The organism is Coprococcus intestinalis, from assembly GCF_023656595.1.
Taxonomy (GTDB): domain Bacteria; phylum Bacillota; class Clostridia; order Lachnospirales; family Lachnospiraceae; genus Coprococcus_A; species Coprococcus_A intestinihominis.
Window position 1 is genome coordinate 62,961 of record NZ_JAMOKJ010000011.1, and the last position, 21,287, is coordinate 84,247.

Here is a 21,287-nt window from a genome sequence, read left to right on the forward strand (position 1 = left end):
AATGGAAGAAAAAGGAACGATGCACGTACATCTGTTGACGGAGCTGACTGGAAATCTTTATTCAGAAGAATCCGAATGGGAAGAAGAGTGGTCGGAGAGTGATGAATATGGAATGCCATTAGATGGAACAGAACTTGCCGATTATGAAGAAGTCATCCGAGAAGAACTGGAACGCTATGGGGAAGATGATCTCATGCAGTATTTTGACGGAAGTGAGTCCATTCAGGAAAAGATACAAAGTGCAGTTGTTACGATAGAAAACAAAGACGGAATCCTGTACGGCTGTACCAAACTGGAATTAAATGAATTTTTAAGTCAGGAAGAACTACAGGAATTCACCGAATACATTACAGGGCAGTACAGTGACGGGTGGGGTGAAGGATTTGAACAGAGGGATATCAAGGTAGATGGTGGAACGATGAATGTGCATTTTTGGCATCCTAATATGGAACAGCCGAAAATGTATGAAAAGAAAACAGAGCAGATTCCGACAAAGCCTGAGAAACAACGTCCCAAGTTACAGCTCCTTGGACATGATGGGAATATTTTTTCCATTATGGGCGATGCCTCAACTCTTTTGAAAAAGAATAAACAGACAGCAGAAGCAAAAGAAATGCGTAAAAGGGTATTGGAAAGTGGGGACTATTACAAAGCACTTTTGATTATCAGCGAATATGTAGAAACTGAGTTGAGTCCGCCGCCCAAAGAAAATAAAAAGACAAAGAAGAAAAATCAGCCGGAACGCTGAGAAAAGAAAGGATGATGCCTATGACAAATGGCCTGAGTTTGGAAGAACTTATGAAAGAGGGAACATACCCGGAGGAATATACTGAAGGGGAAAACTGGAAAATATTACATGGAGATACATTAAAACTGGTCAAAGCATTCCAGCCGGGAATCTTTGATGCAGTTATTACCGATCCGCCGTATGCATCCGGTGGAACAAAACAGAATGAAAGAAATCGTACTACAAATCAGAAATACAGCAGTATGAGTGCTGCCAATGCACTTCCGGATTTCGATGGGGATAACAAAGACCAGAGATCTTGGACGCACTGGATGGCTGAATGGCTCTATGATGTGCGGAAAGCCTGCAAGAAAGGTGCTCCGATCTGTCTGTTCATTGACTGGCGTCAGTATCCATCGATTACCGATGCATTGCAGTGGGCAGGATGGATCTGGCGAGGAACAGCGGTGTGGGATAAGGGAAACTCCCGTCCACAGAAAGGCCGTTTCCGCCAGCAGGCTGAATATATTGTGTGGGGCAGTAACGGACCGATGCCGATCAACCGTCCGGTATCTTGTCTGCCGGGCGTCTTCCGATATGGCAATCCGCAGAACCGGATTCATGTGACAGAGAAACCGTTGCAGCTTATGAAAGATGTTATCCAGATTTGTGAACCGAGAGGGCTGATCCTGGACCCGTTTGTCGGAGCAGGAACAACTGTCCTTGCAGCGGTTATGACAGGTTATCGTGCAGTGGGAATTGAGGTAACAGATGCCTACTACAAACTGGGAAGTGACAGAGTGAAAATTGCATTAGAAGCAGAGCAGAAAGAGGATGAAAAGTAGCCGGGATGTCCAATTGGACATCTTGTTTTTTATAGAGAAAATGAGTGGCATCCAACTGGATGCAGGAAGGAGATGGAGCGTATGGAACAGGCGCTGGCTTATGTGTGCTGTTCAGCAGAAGAAAGCCGGGTAAAAGTGCAGAAATATTGCAGAAAAATCTATGAACTTGGGTATGTACCAATCTGTCCGAGATTTGTATTCTCACCATTCTTGGAAGAGTCTGATGCAGAAGATATGCAGGGATATGGAAGAATGTCCCATATCCTTTTACGGAGATGCCGGATGGTAGTCGTATGTGGGAAAGAAGTGACAGGAACAATGAATACCGAAATCAGTATGGCAGACAGACTCCATATCATTTGTACGACACTTGATGGACTGGTACAGATAAAAGAATCAAAATAAATCAGAATCGAGTCAATCCGGTGCTACAGAAACTGGCGGTACTCGTTTTGCAAGCATAGCGTTTGGATATCCAAACGCACTTTGGGGAGAACCCCAATCCCCCGGACACAGACGGAAATGGAAAGGAAGGATCAAGTCATGTTAAGAAATGGAGTAATGATTGTAATCGCATTGATGAGCGGAGGATTTATAGGAGTGATAGTGACCTGTTGCATGGTTGCAGCGAAAAAATCCGATGAGGATCTTGGCGGTATGATGAAAGAGGAAGAGAAAAAAGAAGGGACGGTGATGCAATGCGAAAACGAAACCATGTGATCCCGGTACGGCTTAATGCAAGGGAAGTCAGGGAACTGAATGAGCAGGTCGAAAGAAGCGGTCTGAGCCGGGAAGAGTTTATGCGTTCGTTGATTTTAGGAGCGCAGGTTCATGCAAAACCCTGTGAGCATCATCCCGAATTGCTCCGAAAGATTGCAGGCTTATGCAACAATGCCAATCAGCTTGCACATGTTGCCAATGCTTCTGGTATGGCAAGCGAGCAGAGTATTCAGGAAATGCTGCGGCTTACCAAAGAAACATGGCATCTGGTAAAGGAAGAGTGGTAATGCCGGATGGCTTATACAAGTGTTATCCCCGTCCACCGCCTGGACCGTTCTATCGAATATGTGAAAGATAAAGAAAAAACCACACAGAAAGCGGACTCTCTGGAGGCTGCCATCGATTATGCCATGAATCGGACCAAGACGGAACAGGCGGTCTTCGAAGATACCATCGGATGTACCAATGAAAATGCGTATGAAGATATGCTGGCAACGAAAAAGAGATTCCATAAGATGGGCGGTGTAGAAGGATACCATCTGGTACAGAGTTTTGCAGAAGGTGAAGTGACACCGGAACTGGCACATCTCATCGGGCAGGAATTGGCAGACCGGCTCTTAAAAGGACAATTTGAAGTCGTCATAACAACACATCTTAATACCAGACACTATCACAATCATATTGTCTGGAATTCTGTAAGCATGGTGGACGGACATAAGTACCATAGTAATGCCAAGAGTTATTATACGGAGATCCGTAAGATTTCCGATGACCTGTGCAGAAAATATGGTCTGTCTATCATTGAATCCAATCAGAAAAAATCAATCCCTTATGTACAGTGGAAAGCAGAACAGGAAGGAAAGCCGACATGGAGAACGGCGATCCGTTTGGATATCAGGGAATCGGTACAGGAAAGCTACTCCTGGTCACAATTCCTAAAAGAGATGGAAAAGCGGGGTTATACATGGAAACTGAACAGGAAATACATTTCTTTAAAAGCTCCGGGAATGGAGCGGTATATTCGTCTGCGTTCCCTTGGAAAAAATTATTCTGAAGAGGAAATACGTGGGCAGATACTACAGCCCAAGGTGAAACGAGTCTATCAAAAGGCAGTACAGATTCATCCCAAAAAGAAACTGACCGGGATTCAGGCACTGTATTATTCCTATTTATATCAAATGGGGGTACTGCCAAAAAGACCGAAAAGGAGTCCATACGCTGTCAGAGAGGATATCCGGAAACTGGACCGCAGGATTGAACAGATTGAATTTCTGATGAAACATGACATCATAACCAGAGAGCAGCTTGCCGCATACCGAGAGCCATTGCAAAAGCAGATTGCGGAACTTATGAAAGAACGCAGAAGATTGTATCGGAATGGGGGCAGCAAGACGGGGGAAGAACGATTGTCCGAAATCAATGAGGAATTGAAGCGACTCCGTAAGGAAGTTCGTATGACCGTTCAGATTGAGAAACATTCCTTGGAAATCGAAGCGAGACTTCAGGAAGCAGAAGAACAGAGTCAGGATGAAAAACGTGTGGAAGATAAAGAAAGAATGCAGAAAAGTCAGGAGGTGAGATAAGTATGAATTACGGAGCAGAACCGGCAGATCAGGTGGTACGGTACAGTCTGGAAGGGATGGAGTATTCGCTGAAGATCACCGGGAATGTAGCAAAGCATGTGGCAGTCTTTATTGCTGCCGCTTTGAAGGACCAGAAAAAGACAAGAGGGAAAACAAGACTTACCAGAATGTTAAAGGAACAGCGCCCGATGAAATTTTTTACTGTTCCGGGTGACCGTCTGAAAGAATTTGCAAAAGAGGCCAAGGCAAGGGGCATCTTATATGTAGTTATCAAGAATAAGGTGAATCCGGATCAGACAGAGGTCATGGTATTTGCAGATGATGCAGCAAAGATGAACCGGGTATTAGACCGGATGAATCTGGATTTTGTAAAAGCAGAATCAGGCTCTATGGTTACAGAAGCAGTGGAAAAAGAGAATGCACCGGAGAAGGCAGAGAACCAGATGGAAAAAGAAACCGGGGAGAATGTACGGACAGAGACCGTTGTCCTGCCGGAAGGCAAGATAGAATTTGAACTGGATGATGCGGAAGAAATGTTTCAGATCGGGGATGAGGCTTTTCCGGAAGGAAATTTTACACAGGCGCAGGAGGGGGAAGTAAAGAATCCATCCGAACCTTTCTTGCGCAACAAAAATATTTTTTCCGGTCGGGAAACTAGCTGGGAAGAAAAGAATGAAAAACCATCTGTGCGGAAAGAACTCGGAGATATCCGTAAGGAACAGGAAGAGAAACGCAAGCGTCCAGACAGACGGAAAAATGCCAGAGAGAGCCGGAAGAAACGTAAGAATATGAAAACGAAAGGCAGGTAATGTATATGGATTTAACAGATATGATTTCAGGTGGAACGGAAGAACAGCAGATTCCTGAACAGAAATTGACCAAGGAAGAATATGCAGCCAAGAAGCAGCAGGAAAGAGAAGAGGTATGGGCTGAAGTAGATTCACAGGCACAGGGAGTTTTTCAGGATGGAGAAAAACTGAAAGGCTTTCTGGATTTTATGGCAGAGTGTAATACACAGAGAACTCCGAATCTGCTTTTGATTTACGGACAGCATCCAGATTTTAAGGTAGTAAGGTCTTATGAACGCTGGAGAGAAGAACACCGTTCAGTAAAAGCAGGGGAGCATGGCATTACTTATATGATTTCCACTGAATACGAAAAAGACGGTGAAATGCGGAGAGGGTATACGATCGGAAAAGGATTTGACATCAGTCAGATGTCAGGAAAGCCATTGGAAGAACGCCCTCAGCGAAGTCTGACAGAACTGATAGGAACTGTCTTAAAAGACCAGTCGGTACGTGTGCAGATTGAGGATGATCTGCCAGACAAAGTGCAGGCCCAGTACAATCCGAGATACCGTACCATTTATATCCGCAACGGAATGAGTGAAGTAACGACATTCCATGCACTGAACAGAGAACTGGCGTGTGCAGCACTGGACCAGCATACTGGAACCTACAGCCGACAGAAAGTCAGTGCACAGGCTTATTGTGCAGCCTATGTGATTGCGAAACGTTATGGTGTGGATGTTACCGGATTCAATCTGGAGTATATTGCACAGAGGAATGAATGCGGAAAGAAAGATCCGCAGGAACTGAGAGACTTTTTAAATGATGTCCGTCAGGCTTCCTACAGTATACGAAACCATATCGAACGCAATTTTGGTGCAAAGGAACAGGAGTATATAACCGATGAGTTCGCAATCGGAGACCCTGTAAAAATACCGGAAACCAAGGATGAAAAACCATCTGAAAAAGCATCCGGAAAAGAGAAAAAAGCAAAGAGCCAGCCGGAACGATAAAAGTGAAAAAGTTGGACGGTTGGAGTAGCTATTACGGAGGTCTTGTGATATGGTTGGTGTAACAAAAAAAGGAGGTCAGCCAGATGACAAAATACTATTTGAAGATGGATAACATTATGAAAAATATGTTCGTGGTGGCACTGAATGATGAGCTACAGGCACAGAGTGAGCAGGATGAATGTTTGGAAGAAACGAAAGCTCTTCTGAAAAAAGTAAGTGAATACGACCTCGCTCAGAAACGACTGCAGATTACAGCCGGGGAACAAAGGCAGATCCGTAAGGCACTGAACAGACTCAGAAGTAAATATCTTGCAGCCGGAAGATACAGCGATGGAATAGATAAAGTTATTATCCAGGTTGCAAAACCGAATACTAGCAGACACATGTTCTGGTAGAGAAAGGAGTGGTTGATTGGTCATTTATTCAAGAGAAAAAGTGGCAAGACTTAGAGAACAGTATCCGGCAGGAACAAAAATCTGTCTGAATTCGATGGATGGAGAAGCGGGTATGCCGCAGGGACTGGAAGGAACTGTGCAGTATGTGGATGATGCAGGCCAGCTTGGTGTTAAGTGGGACAACGGCAGAAGTCTCTCACTGATACCGGGAGTGGCTTCCTTTCATAAGAAAGAAGGACAGGGACATCCAGAAGAAAAGCCACGCAAGAAAAGAGAATCTGACTTGCAGAGATAAGTACAAAAAAGCAGGACTGGATTCTGTATCTTGTCTTTCTGCCATTTATCTGGTGGGCGGCAGCGATTACCGCTTGTGCCATTACACCGGATAAGAATTTTATTCAAATCTTAGAAACGCTGAGCGAAAAACTCGAACAGCCGTTTTTTATCACGTATACACCGTATACGTTCAAATGTATTCTGATATTCACAGCAGCCTATTTCTTAGGCATTGGTATTTATGAATCCCAAAAAAGAAATTATAGAAGAGGCGTGGAACATGGTTCCGCAAAATGGGGCAACGTGTCCGAAATCTGCAGACGTTACTGCGAAAAGCAGTACACGAATAATCTGCTTCTGACACAGCATTTCCGCATGGGACTGGATGGATATAAGCATAAACGAAATTTAAATGTGCTGGTAGTCGGAGGTTCCGGGGCAGGAAAGAGCCGGACCTATGCGATTCCGAACATCATGCAGTGCAACTGCTCGATGGTGATCACAGATCCGAAAGCGGAACTTCTGCGCAAAACAGGAGGTGTTCTGGAACGGAATGGATATGAAGTCCGGGTTTTTGATTTGATCAATCCGGAGACTTCCTGGTGTTATAATCCGTTTGCGTATGTCCGGGATGACAAGGATGTGCTGAAACTAATTAACAACCTGATCCGCAACACGACACCGAAAGGTGCACAAAGCTCGGACCCGTTCTGGGAAAAGTCAGAGACTGCACTTTTACAGGCACTTATGCTGTATTTACTGCATGAAGCTCCACCGGAAGAACAGAACTTCCCGATGATTATGGAAATGCTTGGAAGCGCACAGGTCAAAGAAGATGATGAGGATTACCAGTCACCATTGGACATTTTGTTTGAAAGACTGGAAATGCGGGACCCAGAGAGTATTGCGGTCAAGCAGTATGCCATTTATAAGCAGGCGGCCGGTGTTGTATGCTCTAAAAGACTTCTTAATCAAGCGGTTGGGAAGTCTCTTAGAACACACAACCTAAAACCGAAGAAAGGAGCGCAAGTTATGAGAAAAAACGAGAAAATCACAGCTCTGTACGAACGACTGAGCCGTGATGACTTTGGCAAAGATGATGACCAACAGCGTGAGAGCAACTCCATATCCAATCAAAAAGCAATGTTGGAGGAGTTCGCCGCACGGCAGGGGTTTACGAACATTGTCCATTTCACGGACGATGGCATTAGCGGCACTTGCTTTGACCGTCCCGGATTTCTGGCAATGATGAAAGAGGTTGAAGCCGGAAATGTGGAGTATCTGTGTATCAAGGACATGAGCCGCATGGGTCGTGACTATCTGAAAGTCGGTCAGATTATGGAAATCCTGCGTCAGCGTGGCGTGCGACTTATCGCCATCAATGACGGCGTGGATAGTGCCAGAGGTGACGATGATTTTACCCCTTTCCGCAACATTATGAACGAATACTACGCCAGAGACACCAGCCGTAAAATCCGTTCCACTTTCCAGTCCAAAGGCAAGTCCGGCAAGCACCTCACAGGCACGGTCATTTACGGCTATCTCTGGAACGAAGCCAGAGACCAATGGTTGGTTGACCCCGAAGCCGCTGATGTGGTCAAGCGCATCTTTGCCATGACGATTGAGGGCTACGGTCCGTATCAGATCGCCAGCAAGCTGAAAGAAGAAAAAATTCTCATTCCGTCCGCTTACCTTGCCCAGCACGGCGAGGGCGTGAACAAGAATAAGACTTTCAAAGATGTGTACGGCTGGGGTTCTTCCACCATCTGCAACCTTCTTGAAAAGCGTGAATATCTGGGACACACCATCAATTTCAAGACCCGAAAGCACTTCAAGGACAAGAAAAGCCATTATGTCCCGGAGGACGAATGGACGATTTTTGAGAATACGCACGAAGCTATTATTGACCAGCAGACCTTTGACCTTGTGCAGAAAATCCGTGGGAATGTCAGACGCTACCCGGACGGCTGGGGCGAAGCAGCTCCCCTCACAGGCTTGCTTTATTGTGCCGATTGCGGCGGCAAGATGTATGTCCACCGCACCAATAACGGCAAGCGCATTTCTCAATACACCTGCTCACAGTACACAAAAGTTCCTTGCGGGACACTCTGCAAGACCCAGCACCGTATCAATGAAGATGTGGTACTGTCCCTTGTTTCCGAAATGCTCAAAGCTATTGCCGAGTATGCCAAGCATGACCGAGCCGAGTTTGTCCGTGTGGTGCAGGAAGCGCAGTCCAGCCAGCAGACGGCAGAGGTCAGAAAACAGCGCACACGCCTTGCCACAGCAAAGCAGAGAGTTTCCGAGCTGGAAGTCCTGCTCTGCAAAATCTATGAGGACAACATTTTAGGCAAGCTGTCCGACAGCAGATACGCCACTCTGGACGCTCAATACGAAAAGGAACAGTCCGAGCTTACCGCTGAAATCTCTGTTCTGGAAAAGGCTGTCAAGAGCTATGAGAAGCACGAAAAGGACGCTGACCGTTTTATCGCTCTGATTGACAAATATGAGAACTTCGACAAGCTGACCATTGCCATGCTCAACGAGTTTATCGAGAAAATCCTTGTGCATGAGCGTGACCGCAAGGGCAGTATACAGACCACACAGGAGGTTGAGATTTACTTCAATTTTGTTGGGCGTTTCGTTCCCCCGGCGTTTGGAGAAGTGGAGCTGACCCCGGAGGAATTAGAAGAAATCCGCAAGCGAGAGGAACGCAAGGACAGACTTCATCAGAACTACTTGAAGCGTAAAGCCAGCGGAGCGCAGAAGCGATACGAGGATAAAATCAAGGAGCGGAAAAAGGCAGAAATCGAAGCCAAGAAAGCCGCCATTCGTGCAGAGGACATTGCAAAGGGCGTGTTCGTCCCTGTCAGCAGCTTACCGCAGAGAGAGCCAATGAAAGGAGTACAATCAGCATGAATATCACTTACACACAGAACGGCGATTATCTTATCCCGAACATCGTTATCCGCAAGACCAAGCCCATCGGACACTACGGCAGACTTCGCAAGGCGTATCTGGAAATGCACCGCCCGATACTGTTCAATGAACTGGTGCTATCCGACAAGCTCTTTGAACATTGTGCCGAGATTGACGAAGCGGCACGAAACCGCATGGAGCTGATCGTGCGGTCACTGGCAGAGCAAAACGGTGTGACTGAGCAACTGAAAGCCGATAATCAAATGGAATGGGTGCGGCAGATGAACGCTTGCAAGGCACAGGCAGAGGAGATTGTGAAAGCAGAATTGATTTATGATTGAGTGAGGAAGTCCGGGCAGAAAACTGTTCGGACTTTTCTCATATATTCCAAAGTTGCGATAGAATTGTTCACGAGTTTTATGGTATAATTTGAATGCGAAAAATCGTAGAATTGGAAGTTGGTAGGAGGTTGCTTTATGAGCCTTGATAGGAAAATAAATCGCATTCAATTTCTCTCAGGAAATTCGCTAAAGGTTATTGCTGTACTGACAATGCTTATTGACCATCTATGTAAAATTGTGCTGCAATGGCTGCTATCAAACTACTGGGGGGCTATGGCAGATAACGGGCAAATGTCGTGGGAGAGATTCCGAGAGATAGATTATTTCATACGGTTTGATTTGCAAAGCATTGGGACGATTGCTTTTCCGCTATTCTGTTTTTTGCTGGCAGAAGGATTCCAACACACAAGAAGTAAAAAACGCTATATTGGGTTGATGCTTGCATTTGCCCTTATTTCGGAAGTTCCATTTGACATAGGTTTCTTTAGTGCGTATTCACGAATGGAAGATACATTTCCGTTTTACTTGAAGTATCAAAATGTATTTTTCACCTTGTTTTTAGGCTTATTGACATTGGTATGCCTTGAAAGATTTTCGTGTAAATCAGACCTACCGGTGGATAGAATAAAATCAGCAGTCCTGCAAGTTCTCAGTGTAGTGCTTTTTTCCGGCATTGCGGAAGGAATCCATTGTGACTACGGTATGCAGGGGATCTTATTCATATCAGCATTTTATATTTGCCGTAATCACCGAATCTATCAAGTGTTGCTGTTCCTTTTGGCTTACATGGGGACAACGGGGAATCAACCGCCTTTATGTACGCTTCTTGCCTGCTTGCTTATTCTGCTATACAACGGAAAGCGTGGTAAACTGAAGCTAAAATACTTCTTCTATGTTTTTTATCCAGCACATATCCTTGTCCTATATTTGATTCAGATAGGACTCGGAAAATACTTACTGAAATGACTAATTGCAGTTTGTCGAGAAATTAAGCCGGAGCAAACCCCTTTAGGAACTAAAGGGCGCACTTCTATACTCTCTGTCGAGAGTAGTGCGTCCTGCGGAGATTCATTCTCCGTCAGCAGAAGAAAACTGCATGACCGAGAATGTTGCGTCACTTCGTTCCGTCAAGGTGGCTACACCCCCTTGCGCCGCTAAAGCGGCTATCCCCTGTGGACTTGCCGTCCGCAAACGGTTTTGACAAACCGTTCGCCGCCAGCAAGTTTGAAAATCAAGAATCTTAATTTGATAAAGGAGTGTGATTCTATGAAAAAGAAATTACCCATAATCCTCTTGGGTGTTATTTTGGCTTGTGTGTTGGTTTTCGGTTTCCTTTATGCAAACAATGACATTGGTAAAACCGCAAACAGTTTAGAAGCAGACATTCGCCAATCTCAAAAAATTTTGGATGATTGGATTGTTGATGGAAGCATTTCCGACACAATGGCTGCATTTATTTCTTACCCACAGGACAAGACAGACCACACTTTTTCTGTCTATGTAAATCGCCCTGGCTTGTCTTTTGGATATTTCTTCCGTGGTGGTGGAGATATAGTTGAGGTTGATGATTACATTGCAGAGTTTGTTGTTGAGGGAAATAACGAAAGGGCATTTATCTCAATGAATACCCAAAATATTGTTCGACTTGAAGTAGATGATGGCAACGGCATTCAGGTGATTGATATTGATAGTGGCAAGCCTTTCGCCATTGTCCTGCCCCTCAATGTAGGAAACATCTGTTTCTATGATACGAATGGAAATGTTGTGGAATATCTTCGCCAACAACTTTGACCAACTTCAATTTACCGAACTGAACACAACAACTGAATACCGAAAAACTGACCGTTGACTGGTCGCAATCTGCGAAAAGTTGACGGTCTTTTTTTATCCCCATTTTCAAAAAAGGAGGTCACGAAAAATGGCAAAACCGAAAAACCTTGAACAGCTCCGAGCCGAAAAGGAACAGGTCGAGACACAGCTTGCACAGGAACAGCACAAGCTGGAGCGTCTGGAGAACAGAAAGAAGTATCTGGAGAAAGGCGAGAGACAAAAGCGCACCCATCGTCTTTGCAATCTGGGCGGCACGATTGAGAGCCTTGCCCCGGAGGTCAAAGATCTCAACCGTGCCGAAATGACGGAGCTGATGGAACACATCTTTTCCCTGTCCGAAGTCCAGCGAGCCGTCCGTCACATGGCGATTACTCACACCAACCAAGCGAACAGAGAAAAGGAGTTGAAAGCCGATGGCACTATTTCATCTGAGCGTCACGCAGACTAAGCGAAGCGCAGGACAGTCCGCTATTGCTTCTGCCGCCTACCGTGCCGGGGAGCGATTGTATAGCGAGTATTACGGCGAATACAGCGACTACACCCGCAAGGGCGGCGTGATCTGCTCCGACATTCTCCTGCCGTCCCATGCACCGCCAGAATACGCAGACCGCCAGACCCTATGGAACGCCGTGGAAAAAGCCGAGCGTGGAAAGAACGCCCAGCTTGCATACAGCTTTGACATTGCCTTGCAGAATGAATTTTCCCTTGAGGAAAACATCGCTCTTGCAAGGCAATTTTTGTTGGAGAACTTTGTGAGCCGTGGCATGGTGGTTGACTTCGCCGTACACCAGCCAGACCGGGAGGACGGCGGCATACCAAACCCGCATTTTCATGTGCTTTGCCCTATCCGCCCCATCGAGCAGAACGGCAAATGGGGACTAAAGCAACGCCGGGTGTATGAGCTGGACGAGGACGGCAACCGTATCCGGGACCAGAACGGAGAGTTTGTTTTCAACGCCGTTCCCACTACCGACTGGGGCAGTCCCGAAACGCTGGAACATTGGCGTGAAGCATGGGCGGAGATGTGCAATGCCAAGTTTGCGGAAAAAGGTATTGATGTTCGTATCGACCACCGCAGCTATGAACGGCAAGGCGTGGATTTACTTCCCACTATCCATGAAGGCGCAACCGTCCGGGCAATGGAGAAGAAAGGCATACGCACCGAGAAAGGCGAGTTCAACCGCTGGATCAAAGCCACCAATGCCGTTATCCGGGACATTAAGAAGAAAATCGCTCTCCTGTTTGATTGGATTGCCGAAGCAAAAGCGGAGCTTGCCAAGCCGCAGGCACCCGACCTTGTTTCTCTGCTGAACGCCTATTACACCCAGCGCAGAGCCGGGGCATATTCGCAGAAAGGCAAGGTCAGCAACCTAAAAGAGATGAACGAGACTTTCAATTATCTCCGGGCAAACGGCATTTACTCCCTTGAAGATTTGGAAAGCCGTGTCAGCGAACACAGTGCTGCCACAGAGAGCTTGAAGAAAACGCTGGACGAACAGACCGCCCGAATGAAAGCAATTAAGCAGCTCTATGACAGCTCTGCTGCTTTCCAGAGATTGAAGCCTGTCTATGACGGCTTGCAGAAAATCAAGTTTGAGAAACCCAGAGCCAAGTACAAGGCAGAGCATGAAGCGGAATTGATACAGTTCTACGCCGCCAGACGAAAGCTGACCGGGGAGTTCCCGGACGGCAAGGTGGATATGAAAAAACTGTCCGACGAGTATGACGCTCTGGAACAGGCGCACGAAACCACCTATGGCGAGTTTAAGACCGTCAGAGACGATTTACACCGTCTTTGGAAGGTCAAGTCATGCGTAGATACTGCCGCCCGTTTTAACGAGCGCACAGAGGAACAAAAGCTCCAAAATCGACCCCAAACACGACAGAAAAAGGAGGAACTATCCCGATGAATTACACCCAAGCGCAGATTGACCGGGCAAATGTCGTCAGTCTGGAAGATTTTCTCCGTACACAGGGAGAGACGCTTATCAAAAGCGGACGAGAATACCGCTGGAAAGAACATGACAGCCTGACCGTCCGGGGAAACAAATGGTTTCGCCACAGCCAGAGCAAGGGCGGCTATCCCATTGATTTCGTCATGGAATTTTACGGCAAGTCCTTTCCCGAAGCCGTCCAGCTCCTGACCGGCGAAAGCGGCGAGGGGCAGACTGAAGCCAGCACAACACCGCCCACAGCGTTCCACTTGCCCTTGCACAACCGAACAGCCGACAGAGCAATTCAATATCTTTGCGAAAGCCGGGGTCTCAACAAAACGCTTGTTGAGGCTTTTCTTCTTTCCGGGGATATTTATGAGGACGCAAAGCGGCACAATGTTGTGTTTGTCGGCAGAGACCGAAACGGCACACCGAGATACGCCCATGTGCGAGGAACGGCAGACACATTCAGACAGGATATTACCGGGTCTGACAAGTCCTATCCGTTCCGCTATGAGGGAAACGGCAACCAGCTCTTTGTCTTTGAAGCACCGATAGACCTGTTATCGTTTATCTGCCTTTATCCGCAGGATTGGCAGACAAGAAATTATCTTGCCCTGGGCGGCGTTTCGGGCAAAGCCCTTGACCGTTTCCTTTCTGAACGCAAGGACACCCGAAAAGTGTTCCTCTGCCTTGACAGCGACACCGCAGGAAGCGAAGCCTGTACCCGACTGGCACAGGACATTCCCGGCGAGATCGCCGTCATTCGCCTTGTCCCGGCAAGGAAAGACTGGAACGATGTTCTCCGTCAGCAAGGGGACATTCCCAGCCGCAAATTCATAGCCGAGACAATCACGCTGCGAGAGCTGCCCACCGCCCAGCCTGTCCCAATGCTCCGTATGGCAGATGTGGAGCTTACGAGCGTGGATTGGTTATGGTTTCCGTATATTCCCTTTGGAAAGCTGACCATCATACAGGGCAACCCCGGCGAGGGCAAGACCTACTTTGCCATGCGTCTTGCGGCGGCTTGCACCAACCGAAAGCCTTTGCCCGGTATGGAGACAATTGAGCCTTTCAATATCATCTACCAGACCGCAGAGGACGGTCTGGGCGATACCGTCAAGCCCCGGCTGATGGAAGCGGAAGCAGACCTTGAAAGAGTGCTTGTCATTGACGATAGGGACACACCGCTGACCCTTGCCGATGAGCGCATAGCAAGGGCAATCCGGGAAAACAACGCAAGGCTGGTTATCATTGACCCGGTACAGGCGTTTCTGGGCGCAGATGTGGACATGAACCGGGCAAACGAGGTGCGCCCGATATTCCGCAGTCTGGGAGACATTGCACAGGCTACCGGGTGCGCTATCGTGCTGATCGGACACCTCAACAAAGCCGCAGGAACGCAAAGCACCTACCGGGGATTAGGGTCTATCGACATTACGGCGGCAGTCCGCAGTCTGCTCTTTATCGGCAAGCTGAAGGACAGCCCCACAACAAGGGTACTTATCCATGAGAAAAGCTCCCTTGCGCCGCCCGGACAGTCCCTTGCCTTTTCTCTGGGAGACGAGAAAGGCTTTGAGTGGATAGGGGCTTATGACATTACCGCTGACGAGCTTCTTGCCGGGACAGACACCGCAAAGACCGAGAGCAAGACCGCACAGGCGCAAATGCTCATTCTGGAATTGCTTGCAAACGGAAAGCGTATGCCGAGTGCAGAGCTGGAAAAGGCAGTCAATGAGCGTGGGATTTCCTCACGCACCATGAGAACGGCAAAGAGCCGTATCGGGGACAGACTTGTGACCGAGAAAGACGGCACAGCATGGGTCTGCTATCTCCGAGACTGACAACAGGAACACGGCAAGCGTGGCAAAGACGGCAAGGTTTTTATAGATACCTTAATGTTGCCGCCTTGCCTTGTTCCCTCATACCGACACCGCCCGATGATGAACAGTCACCGGGCATTTTTCATTTACAGGAGGATTTTGAATGAACAATACCGCAACCAACACCGCCACTTGCCCGACTGTCAGAAAGCAGATCGGCAAGACCACCTATATCGTCCGTGTCCATTTCAGCGAGACCGCAAAAGAGACGATGGAGGACAAAATCAAGCGTATGCTCCGTGAAGAAGTCCGCAAAATGTGACTTCTTCTTGAATTTGATGAAAAAGTCCTTGACTTTTCGTCTCTGGAAAGACCGCAAAGTCTATTTTGATATCGGTTGGTGTCCGTCTGGCAGCGTTCAATCTGAAACAAATCGCCAACCTGACCTGTACGGACGAACTGGACTTATACAGTATTGGGGAGAAAAAAGTAGCACTGTTTTGCTGTATTCCGGATGCAGACACCAGCATGAATTATCTGGTCGGCATGATTTACAGTAATCTGTTTCAGACACTGTATTATGTGGCAGATCGGAAGTACGGAGGAAGGCTTCCGATTCCGGTACACTGCATTATGGATGAATGGCCAAACGTAGCCTTGCCGGATGATTTTGACAAGATTCTGGCAACCATGCGTTCCAGAGGGATTTCCTGCAGTATCATCATCCAGAACATTGCACAGATGAAAGCCTTATTTAAAGACTCGTATGAGAGTCTGATCGGCAACTGCGATGAATTTTTATATCTGGGTGGAAATGAAAAAGAAGGACATAAGTATGTCTCGGAATTATTGGGAAAAGAGACATTGGATACCAATACCTACGGACAGACAAAAGGGCGTAGCGGCAGCTATTCGGTGAATTATCAGCAGACAGGAAGGGAACTTTTAACACCGGATGAAATACGGCTTTTAGATAACCGCAAAGCGATTTTGTTTATTCGTGGGGAGCGTCCGATCATGGACGATAAATATGATTTAAAAAAGCATGTGAATTTCAGATACACAGAGGACGGTGGTGCATCGCCTTATGATTATGCGAAAACACCACTGGCTCACGACGACCTAAAGATTGACATTAACAGATTAGACGATTACGAACTGCTGTCTACCGAGGACATCCTTGGTGAATAGCAGTTTTTTGATGGATTGGAGTGATGTGTATTGAAGAAACTTCTCACAGGAGAAAAAAATAGAACAAAAAAGAATACAACTGAAAAAATGATAACCCCGATGCCGATGGGGAGAAAACAGAAAAAGTGGATGAGCCTTTATATGGCACTGGTACTGACCGTAACGGTTGGAGCAACGACCGCATTCGCAGCCGGAGATCCGTTGTCCGTTATCAATAACCTGTCTACCTTTATTTTTTCTCTGATTCGTGCGATCGGTTTGATTTTGCTTGGATTTGGTGTTGTGCAGGTTGGTCTGTCTTTAAAAAGCCATGATCCAAGCCAGAGGGCAAATGGATTTCTGACACTGGCCGGAGGGGTAATTATTACGTTCGCCAAAGAAATCCTCGATTTGATTATGGCGTAAGCCTCTTTGAAAAAATATATCAGGAAACAGCAGGAGTGCCGGAAGGTACTCCTGTATTCAAAAATATGTTTAAGGAGGTGAGAGTTTTTGAGTGATAACTGGATTGTACAGAATCTAAACTCAGCACTATCCACATGGAGTGAAAAGATGGCAGAACTGTGGACTCTGCTGACCGAAAATCCGGCAACTTTTAAGGGCGGCGGCATCTGGCGGATTATGGTAAATATTAATGATGCACTGACAGCCATTGCTTATGGATTACTGGTATTATTTTTCGCAGCCGGAATCATTAAAACGTGTGGCAGTTTTACAGATCTGAAAAAGCCGGAACATGTGCTAAAAGCATTTATCCGGTTTGCACTTGCTCAGGGAGCAATTACATACGGGATGGAACTTATGCAGGCACTGTTTTCCATTGTGCAGGGAATCGTGACAACCGTAATGAGTGGCTCCAGTATGGCAGGAAGCGTGACGGAACTGCCAACGGAGATTGTAGATAAGATTGAGAGCGTGGGAATGCTGGAATCCATTCCGTTGTGGATTGTTACACTGCTTGGCAGTCTGCTGATCACTGTATTGTCATTTGTAATGATCCTGACAGTGTATGGCAGAATGTTCAAAATCTATATGTATACGGCAATCGCCCCGATTCCGATTTCCTCATTTGCAGGAGAACCCACGCAGTCCATTGGAAAGAACTTTATCCGTTCTTATGTAGGCGTATGTCTGGAAGGGGCAATTATTGCACTGGCATGTATTATCTTTTCTGCTTATGCAGCAAGCCCTCCGGCTGTCGGAGATACGGAGTTGAGTGCAGTTACAATCGTGTGGAACTATGTCGGAGAACTGGTATTTAATTTACTGGTGCTGGTTGGAGCAATTAAGGCATCTGACCGTATTGTCAGAGAAATGATGGGACTTGGAGGTTAAAAATATGGATATAAAGAAAACATTAAGATATAACTGGGAATTTGGACGTGAGACAGTAGCAATACGAGTGAGCTCTTATCGGAACAATGGAAATTTATATGTAGGACTCTGCCATAAGGAAGGGAGAGAATGGGAAGATTTTGGAGATGTAACCATTAATCTGCCCTATCAGTTCTTAGAGCCAAATGAGGCTTTTATAACAGGAGATTTTACCAAGGATATGCTTCATTTTATCAAGGAACATAAACTAGGAAAAGTGTTGAATGAAACAGGAAGATCAGGATATGCAACCTATCAGAAGGTAGCGTTTGATCTAGCAAGACTTGCGGAATTTGATCCGGAAGGCGTTGCAGAACACTGTAGATTTGCCGGGATAGAAGTACCGAAAGAAAAACCACAGAAAACGAAGAAACAAAGCAGAGGAAAGGAGCGATAAGTTATGGAAGTCAAGATGAATAAAGAAATCCGGGACTATCAGGAATCCATGTTTATGGGACTGGACCTGAGACAATGTGTGTGTTCTGTTCTTGCGATTCTTACAGCAATCGGAATTTACTTTGGAATGCGTGAAATTACCGGACAGGAAATAACCGGATGGCTGTGTGTGCTTGGTGCTACTCCATTTGCTGCCTGTGGCTTTTTCAAATATCATGGTATGACAGCCGAACAGTTTTTATGGGCAGTGATCAAATCCGAATTGCTGTATCCGAAGAAACTGGTGTTTCAGTCGGAAGATATCCACTACTCCTGCATGCAGGAGACCATCTCGCTGGGAGAAAAGAATCAAAAGGATGGAGCGGAAATTATAAAAGAGCGGGAGCAAAGAGCAGAAGCAAAACAGAGAAAGAAACGCAAGGGAAGGAGTGATGCCTTTGATTAAAACCTTAAGTCAGGCACTTCGGATGGATAAGGAACGCTTCAAAGTTCCGAAATCAGTCCAACAGGCAATTCCCATCCAGCGAATCTGGCCGGATGGAATTTTTCAACAGGGAACGAAATTCTCAAAAACATATCGTTTTACAGATATCAACTATTATATTGCGAGTAAGGACAATAAGACAGAAATGTTTCTGGATTATTCCGAACTCTTAAATTCACTGGATTCCGGCATTTCTGCCAAAATTACCATCAATAACCGGAGAATCAATAAAGAAGAATTTGAAAAATCAATCCTGCTTCCAATGAAGGAAGATGGACTGGACCACTATCGGGAAGAATACAACGAAATGCTCCTGTCTAAGATTACAGGAACAAACAACAGCATCTATCAGGAACGGTATCTGACTGTCAGTGTACATAAAAGATCGATTGACGATGCAAGAACCTATTTTGCACGTATCGGAACAGACATCGTAACACATCTGGCAAAGTTATCGTCCACAGCAGAAGGACTGGACGCAGAGAGCCGGCTCCAGATTTTCAGGGACTTCTTCAAGGGAGATGTCCCACAGGCATTTCCGTTTGATCTGAAACAATTTGCCAAGAAGGGAACAAGTTTCAAGGACTGGATGTGTCCGGATTCTATGGAATTTGAACGTGACCATTTTAAAATCGGTGACAGGTACGGAAGAGTCCTGTATATGCAGGATTATGCAAGTTATGTTAAAGATGACATGATTTCAGAACTGTGTGACTTCAGCCGGAATCTGATATTGTCGATTGATATCCTGCCAGTCCCTACGGATGAAGCGGTAAGGGAAATCCAGAACCGACTGCTTGGTGTGGAAACCAACGTGACCAACTGGCAGAGAAGGCAGAACGCTAATAATAACTTCTCGGCAATCGTACCATACGATATGGAACTTCAGAGAAAAGAAACCAAGGAAATGCTCGATGATCTGACAACCAGAGACCAGCGTATGATGTTCGGAATTTTGACAATGGTACATCTGGCAGACAGTAAAAAACAGTTGGATTCCGATACGGAATTATTATTGTCGATAGCAAGAAAGCATCTGTGCCAGATGGCAACATTAAAGTGGCAGCAAGTGGACGGACTCAATACAGTGCTTCCTTACGGACTGCGAAAGATCAATGCCCTGCGTACATTGACAACGGAATCAACGGCTGTTTTAATCCCGTTCCATACACAGGAAATCCTGCAGCCGGGCGGTATCTATTATGGGCAGAATGCAGTCAGCAAGAACCTTCTGGTAGCCGACCGGAAGAAACTGATGAATGGAAACAGTTTCCGGTTGGGCGTCAGTGGATCAGGAAAGAGCTTTTCGGCAAAAGAAGAGATTGTGCATCTGGCATTGAGTACCGATGACGATATCCTGATTCTTGATCCGGAGTCCGAATTCACAAAATTAGTAGAGGCTCTGGGTGGACAGGTTGTAAAAGTATCTGCGACATCAGACAATCACCTGAATGCAATGGATATGGACGCAGCCTACGGCAATGAAAAGAATCCACTGATTGAAAAATCGGAGTTTATTCTGTCTGTATTTGAACAGTTGGTTGGAGCAGGAAACCTGTCAGCAAAAGAAAAGTCAATCCTGGACCGCTGTGCTGCAGATGTGTACCGGGATTATATCCGAAGTGGTTATACCGGAGAAGTTCCGACATTGAAAGATATGTACCGACAGTTGATGTTACAGCCGGAAGAAGAGGCAAGGGGACTTGCACTGTCATCCGAACTTTTTATCAATGGAAGCCTGAACACCTTTGCACAGCCGACCAATGTGAATAAGAAGAACAGGATCATGGATTATGATATCCGGGAACTGGGGGAACAGCTTATGCCACTGGGAATGCTGGTTACCTTAGACAGTATTTTCAACAGGGTAATTCAGAACTGGAAAGAAGGAAAAACGACATGGATATTTGCCGATGAGTTCTATCTGTTATTCCGCTATGAATACAGTGCAAATTTCTTCTACCGACTGTACAAGAGAATCAGAAAATACAATGGATTCGTGACAGGTTTAACCCAAAATGTTGAGGAACTTCTGAAATCGGACACTGCAAGACTGATGTTGGCAAACAGTGAGTTTTTGATTCTTTTGAATCAGGCAAGTACAGACAGGGAAGAATTGGCAGCTCTTTTGAATATTTCCGAAAACCAACTGTCCTATATTACAAATGTATCGGTTGGCAGTGGCCTAATCCGTTGCTCTGGGAATATCGTACCATTTGAGAATACGTTCCCAAAGAATACAGACCTTTATAAACTAATGACAACAAAACCGGGAGAATCATAATGAAGAAAAAAGAAGAAGTAACGATAACTTTTTATGCTGCAGAGTGCGGTGAGTTCCATGATTTAGGAGAATATACAAAATGCAGAACGCTGGAAGAGGCATATAAAAAGTACCAGAAATATTGTAGAACATCTGCCAATATGTGTCCGGCTATTGAGTTTTCTATTCATGATCCAGAATCAATTTATTCAGACATGGAATATCCATTACCGTTGTCATCAAAAGACAGGGGAGACTTGGAACTTGTGCCATATTACAACGAACATCCACTGGTAAATGAGGCAATCAGACAGGTGGAGCAGTTGCAGAAACAGCAGGAAAAAAAGAAACATCGGGATGTTGCCCGATGAGATAAGAGATACGG

The 21,287-nt window shown here is 46.1% G+C and carries 24 protein-coding genes and 1 pseudogene; all 25 read left to right on the top strand.

Annotated features, from left to right (window positions below):
• Position 1: 1 nt before the first annotated feature.
• The 25 genes and pseudogenes from NBH03_RS09490 (at position 2) to NBH03_RS09610 (ending at position 21,273) form a co-directional block, all read left to right on the top strand.
• Positions 2-748, top strand: coding sequence for a hypothetical protein (locus NBH03_RS09490; RefSeq protein ID WP_007884619.1), 747 nt, complete (start codon positions 2-4; stop codon positions 746-748).
• A gap of 20 nt (positions 749-768) precedes the next feature.
• Positions 769-1,572 carry a DNA-methyltransferase gene (locus tag NBH03_RS09495; RefSeq protein WP_226793175.1) on the top strand — a complete coding sequence of 268 codons (804 nt, stop codon included), beginning with the start codon at positions 769-771 and terminating at the stop codon, positions 1,570-1,572.
• 81 nt (positions 1,573-1,653) lie between these two features.
• Positions 1,654-1,977: a DUF7768 domain-containing protein gene (locus NBH03_RS09500; protein WP_015513330.1), complete on the top strand. Its 324-nt coding sequence runs from the start codon at positions 1,654-1,656 to the stop codon at positions 1,975-1,977.
• Positions 1,978-2,115: 138 nt separating this feature from the next.
• A complete protein-coding gene (locus NBH03_RS09505; RefSeq protein WP_015513331.1) occupies positions 2,116-2,292 on the top strand; it encodes a DUF3789 domain-containing protein in 177 nt (58 codons plus the stop codon).
• Positions 2,271-2,579: a plasmid mobilization protein gene (locus tag NBH03_RS09510; RefSeq protein ID WP_015513332.1), complete on the top strand. Its 309-nt coding sequence runs from the start codon at positions 2,271-2,273 to the stop codon at positions 2,577-2,579. The genes NBH03_RS09505 and NBH03_RS09510 overlap by 22 nt, the downstream gene beginning before the upstream one ends.
• A gap of 6 nt (positions 2,580-2,585) precedes the next feature.
• Entirely contained in the window at positions 2,586-3,875 is a 1,290-nt protein-coding gene (locus tag NBH03_RS09515; RefSeq protein ID WP_015513333.1) for a relaxase/mobilization nuclease domain-containing protein, read from the top strand.
• 2 nt (positions 3,876-3,877) lie between these two features.
• Positions 3,878-4,684 (top strand): PcfB family protein, encoded by an 807-nt coding sequence (locus NBH03_RS09520; RefSeq protein ID WP_015513334.1) that lies wholly within the window; start codon positions 3,878-3,880, stop codon positions 4,682-4,684.
• 5 nt (positions 4,685-4,689) lie between these two features.
• The gene (locus NBH03_RS09525; RefSeq protein WP_055172977.1) at positions 4,690-5,676 is read left to right on the top strand and encodes an ArdC family protein; all 987 of its coding nucleotides are present in this window, start codon (positions 4,690-4,692) and stop codon (positions 5,674-5,676) included.
• A gap of 83 nt (positions 5,677-5,759) precedes the next feature.
• A complete protein-coding gene (locus NBH03_RS09530) occupies positions 5,760-6,071 on the top strand; it encodes a hypothetical protein (protein WP_044927369.1) in 312 nt (103 codons plus the stop codon).
• Positions 6,072-6,111: 40 nt separating this feature from the next.
• Positions 6,112-6,366, top strand: coding sequence for a DUF4314 domain-containing protein (locus tag NBH03_RS09535; RefSeq protein WP_081021343.1), 255 nt, complete (start codon positions 6,112-6,114; stop codon positions 6,364-6,366).
• 23 nt (positions 6,367-6,389) lie between these two features.
• A complete protein-coding gene (locus NBH03_RS09540; RefSeq protein WP_334303180.1) occupies positions 6,390-9,266 on the top strand; it encodes a type IV secretory system conjugative DNA transfer family protein in 2,877 nt (958 codons plus the stop codon).
• Entirely contained in the window at positions 9,263-9,607 is a 345-nt protein-coding gene (locus NBH03_RS09545) for a TnpV protein (RefSeq protein ID WP_033119194.1), read from the top strand. Before NBH03_RS09540 ends, NBH03_RS09545 begins: the two co-directional genes overlap by 4 nt.
• 135 nt (positions 9,608-9,742) lie before the next feature.
• Complete coding sequence (locus NBH03_RS09550) at positions 9,743-10,573, top strand: TraX family protein (RefSeq protein ID WP_025483373.1); 831 nt, start codon at positions 9,743-9,745, stop codon at positions 10,571-10,573.
• A gap of 300 nt (positions 10,574-10,873) precedes the next feature.
• The gene (locus NBH03_RS09555; protein ID WP_015516227.1) at positions 10,874-11,398 is read left to right on the top strand and encodes a hypothetical protein; all 525 of its coding nucleotides are present in this window, start codon (positions 10,874-10,876) and stop codon (positions 11,396-11,398) included.
• Positions 11,399-11,525: 127 nt separating this feature from the next.
• Entirely contained in the window at positions 11,526-11,885 is a 360-nt protein-coding gene (locus NBH03_RS09560; RefSeq protein WP_097770909.1) for a DUF3847 domain-containing protein, read from the top strand.
• Entirely contained in the window at positions 11,851-13,347 is a 1,497-nt protein-coding gene (gene mobQ / locus NBH03_RS09565; RefSeq protein WP_097770908.1) for a MobQ family relaxase, read from the top strand. The genes NBH03_RS09560 and mobQ overlap by 35 nt, the downstream gene beginning before the upstream one ends.
• Positions 13,344-15,215: an AAA family ATPase gene (locus NBH03_RS09570; RefSeq protein WP_117844093.1), complete on the top strand. Its 1,872-nt coding sequence runs from the start codon at positions 13,344-13,346 to the stop codon at positions 15,213-15,215. Before mobQ ends, NBH03_RS09570 begins: the two co-directional genes overlap by 4 nt.
• Before the next feature lie 142 nt (positions 15,216-15,357).
• Positions 15,358-15,516 (top strand): transposon-encoded TnpW family protein, encoded by a 159-nt coding sequence (locus NBH03_RS09575; RefSeq protein WP_002596227.1) that lies wholly within the window; start codon positions 15,358-15,360, stop codon positions 15,514-15,516.
• Between the two features lie 41 nt (positions 15,517-15,557).
• Positions 15,558-16,385, top strand: a pseudogene (locus tag NBH03_RS09580) (VirD4-like conjugal transfer protein, CD1115 family); the annotation flags it as partial.
• An 87-nt stretch (positions 16,386-16,472) separates the two neighbouring features.
• A complete protein-coding gene (locus NBH03_RS09585) occupies positions 16,473-16,790 on the top strand; it encodes a glutamyl-tRNA amidotransferase (RefSeq protein WP_044927371.1) in 318 nt (105 codons plus the stop codon).
• A gap of 87 nt (positions 16,791-16,877) precedes the next feature.
• Positions 16,878-17,720, top strand: a complete 843-nt coding sequence (locus NBH03_RS09590; RefSeq protein ID WP_172590441.1) for a VirB6/TrbL-like conjugal transfer protein, CD1112 family — start codon at positions 16,878-16,880, stop codon at positions 17,718-17,720.
• Between the two features lie 4 nt (positions 17,721-17,724).
• Positions 17,725-18,156 (top strand): DUF4313 domain-containing protein, encoded by a 432-nt coding sequence (locus NBH03_RS09595; RefSeq protein WP_007884639.1) that lies wholly within the window; start codon positions 17,725-17,727, stop codon positions 18,154-18,156.
• Between the two features lie 3 nt (positions 18,157-18,159).
• The gene (locus tag NBH03_RS09600; protein WP_007884640.1) at positions 18,160-18,600 is read left to right on the top strand and encodes a PrgI family protein; all 441 of its coding nucleotides are present in this window, start codon (positions 18,160-18,162) and stop codon (positions 18,598-18,600) included.
• Positions 18,593-20,923 carry a VirB4-like conjugal transfer ATPase, CD1110 family gene (locus NBH03_RS09605; protein ID WP_199596345.1) on the top strand — a complete coding sequence of 777 codons (2,331 nt, stop codon included), beginning with the start codon at positions 18,593-18,595 and terminating at the stop codon, positions 20,921-20,923. Before NBH03_RS09600 ends, NBH03_RS09605 begins: the two co-directional genes overlap by 8 nt.
• Positions 20,923-21,273, top strand: a complete 351-nt coding sequence (locus NBH03_RS09610) for a hypothetical protein (RefSeq protein ID WP_006426970.1) — start codon at positions 20,923-20,925, stop codon at positions 21,271-21,273. Before NBH03_RS09605 ends, NBH03_RS09610 begins: the two co-directional genes overlap by 1 nt.
• Positions 21,274-21,287 lie beyond the last annotated feature (14 nt).

Excerpts from the sequence above, each read along its gene's own strand:
- NBH03_RS09490 (WP_007884619.1), top strand. The coding sequence starts at position 2 with ATGGAAGAAAAAGGAACGATGCACGTACATCTGTTGACGGAGCTGACT.
- NBH03_RS09495 (WP_226793175.1), top strand. The coding sequence starts at position 769 with ATGACAAATGGCCTGAGTTTGGAAGAACTTATGAAAGAGGGAACATAC.
- NBH03_RS09500 (WP_015513330.1), top strand. The coding sequence starts at position 1,654 with ATGGAACAGGCGCTGGCTTATGTGTGCTGTTCAGCAGAAGAAAGCCGG.
- NBH03_RS09505 (WP_015513331.1), top strand. The coding sequence starts at position 2,116 with ATGTTAAGAAATGGAGTAATGATTGTAATCGCATTGATGAGCGGAGGA.
- NBH03_RS09510 (WP_015513332.1), top strand. The coding sequence starts at position 2,271 with ATGCGAAAACGAAACCATGTGATCCCGGTACGGCTTAATGCAAGGGAA.
- NBH03_RS09515 (WP_015513333.1), top strand. The coding sequence starts at position 2,586 with ATGGCTTATACAAGTGTTATCCCCGTCCACCGCCTGGACCGTTCTATC.
- NBH03_RS09520 (WP_015513334.1), top strand. The coding sequence starts at position 3,878 with ATGAATTACGGAGCAGAACCGGCAGATCAGGTGGTACGGTACAGTCTG.
- NBH03_RS09525 (WP_055172977.1), top strand. The coding sequence starts at position 4,690 with ATGGATTTAACAGATATGATTTCAGGTGGAACGGAAGAACAGCAGATT.
- NBH03_RS09530 (WP_044927369.1), top strand. The coding sequence starts at position 5,760 with ATGACAAAATACTATTTGAAGATGGATAACATTATGAAAAATATGTTC.
- NBH03_RS09545 (WP_033119194.1), top strand. The coding sequence starts at position 9,263 with ATGAATATCACTTACACACAGAACGGCGATTATCTTATCCCGAACATC.
- NBH03_RS09550 (WP_025483373.1), top strand. The coding sequence starts at position 9,743 with ATGAGCCTTGATAGGAAAATAAATCGCATTCAATTTCTCTCAGGAAAT.
- NBH03_RS09555 (WP_015516227.1), top strand. The coding sequence starts at position 10,874 with ATGAAAAAGAAATTACCCATAATCCTCTTGGGTGTTATTTTGGCTTGT.
- NBH03_RS09560 (WP_097770909.1), top strand. The coding sequence starts at position 11,526 with ATGGCAAAACCGAAAAACCTTGAACAGCTCCGAGCCGAAAAGGAACAG.
- mobQ (WP_097770908.1), top strand. The coding sequence starts at position 11,851 with ATGGCACTATTTCATCTGAGCGTCACGCAGACTAAGCGAAGCGCAGGA.
- NBH03_RS09570 (WP_117844093.1), top strand. The coding sequence starts at position 13,344 with ATGAATTACACCCAAGCGCAGATTGACCGGGCAAATGTCGTCAGTCTG.
- NBH03_RS09575 (WP_002596227.1), top strand. The coding sequence starts at position 15,358 with ATGAACAATACCGCAACCAACACCGCCACTTGCCCGACTGTCAGAAAG.
- NBH03_RS09585 (WP_044927371.1), top strand. The coding sequence starts at position 16,473 with ATGATAACCCCGATGCCGATGGGGAGAAAACAGAAAAAGTGGATGAGC.
- NBH03_RS09595 (WP_007884639.1), top strand. The coding sequence starts at position 17,725 with ATGGATATAAAGAAAACATTAAGATATAACTGGGAATTTGGACGTGAG.
- NBH03_RS09600 (WP_007884640.1), top strand. The coding sequence starts at position 18,160 with ATGGAAGTCAAGATGAATAAAGAAATCCGGGACTATCAGGAATCCATG.
- NBH03_RS09610 (WP_006426970.1), top strand. The coding sequence starts at position 20,923 with ATGAAGAAAAAAGAAGAAGTAACGATAACTTTTTATGCTGCAGAGTGC.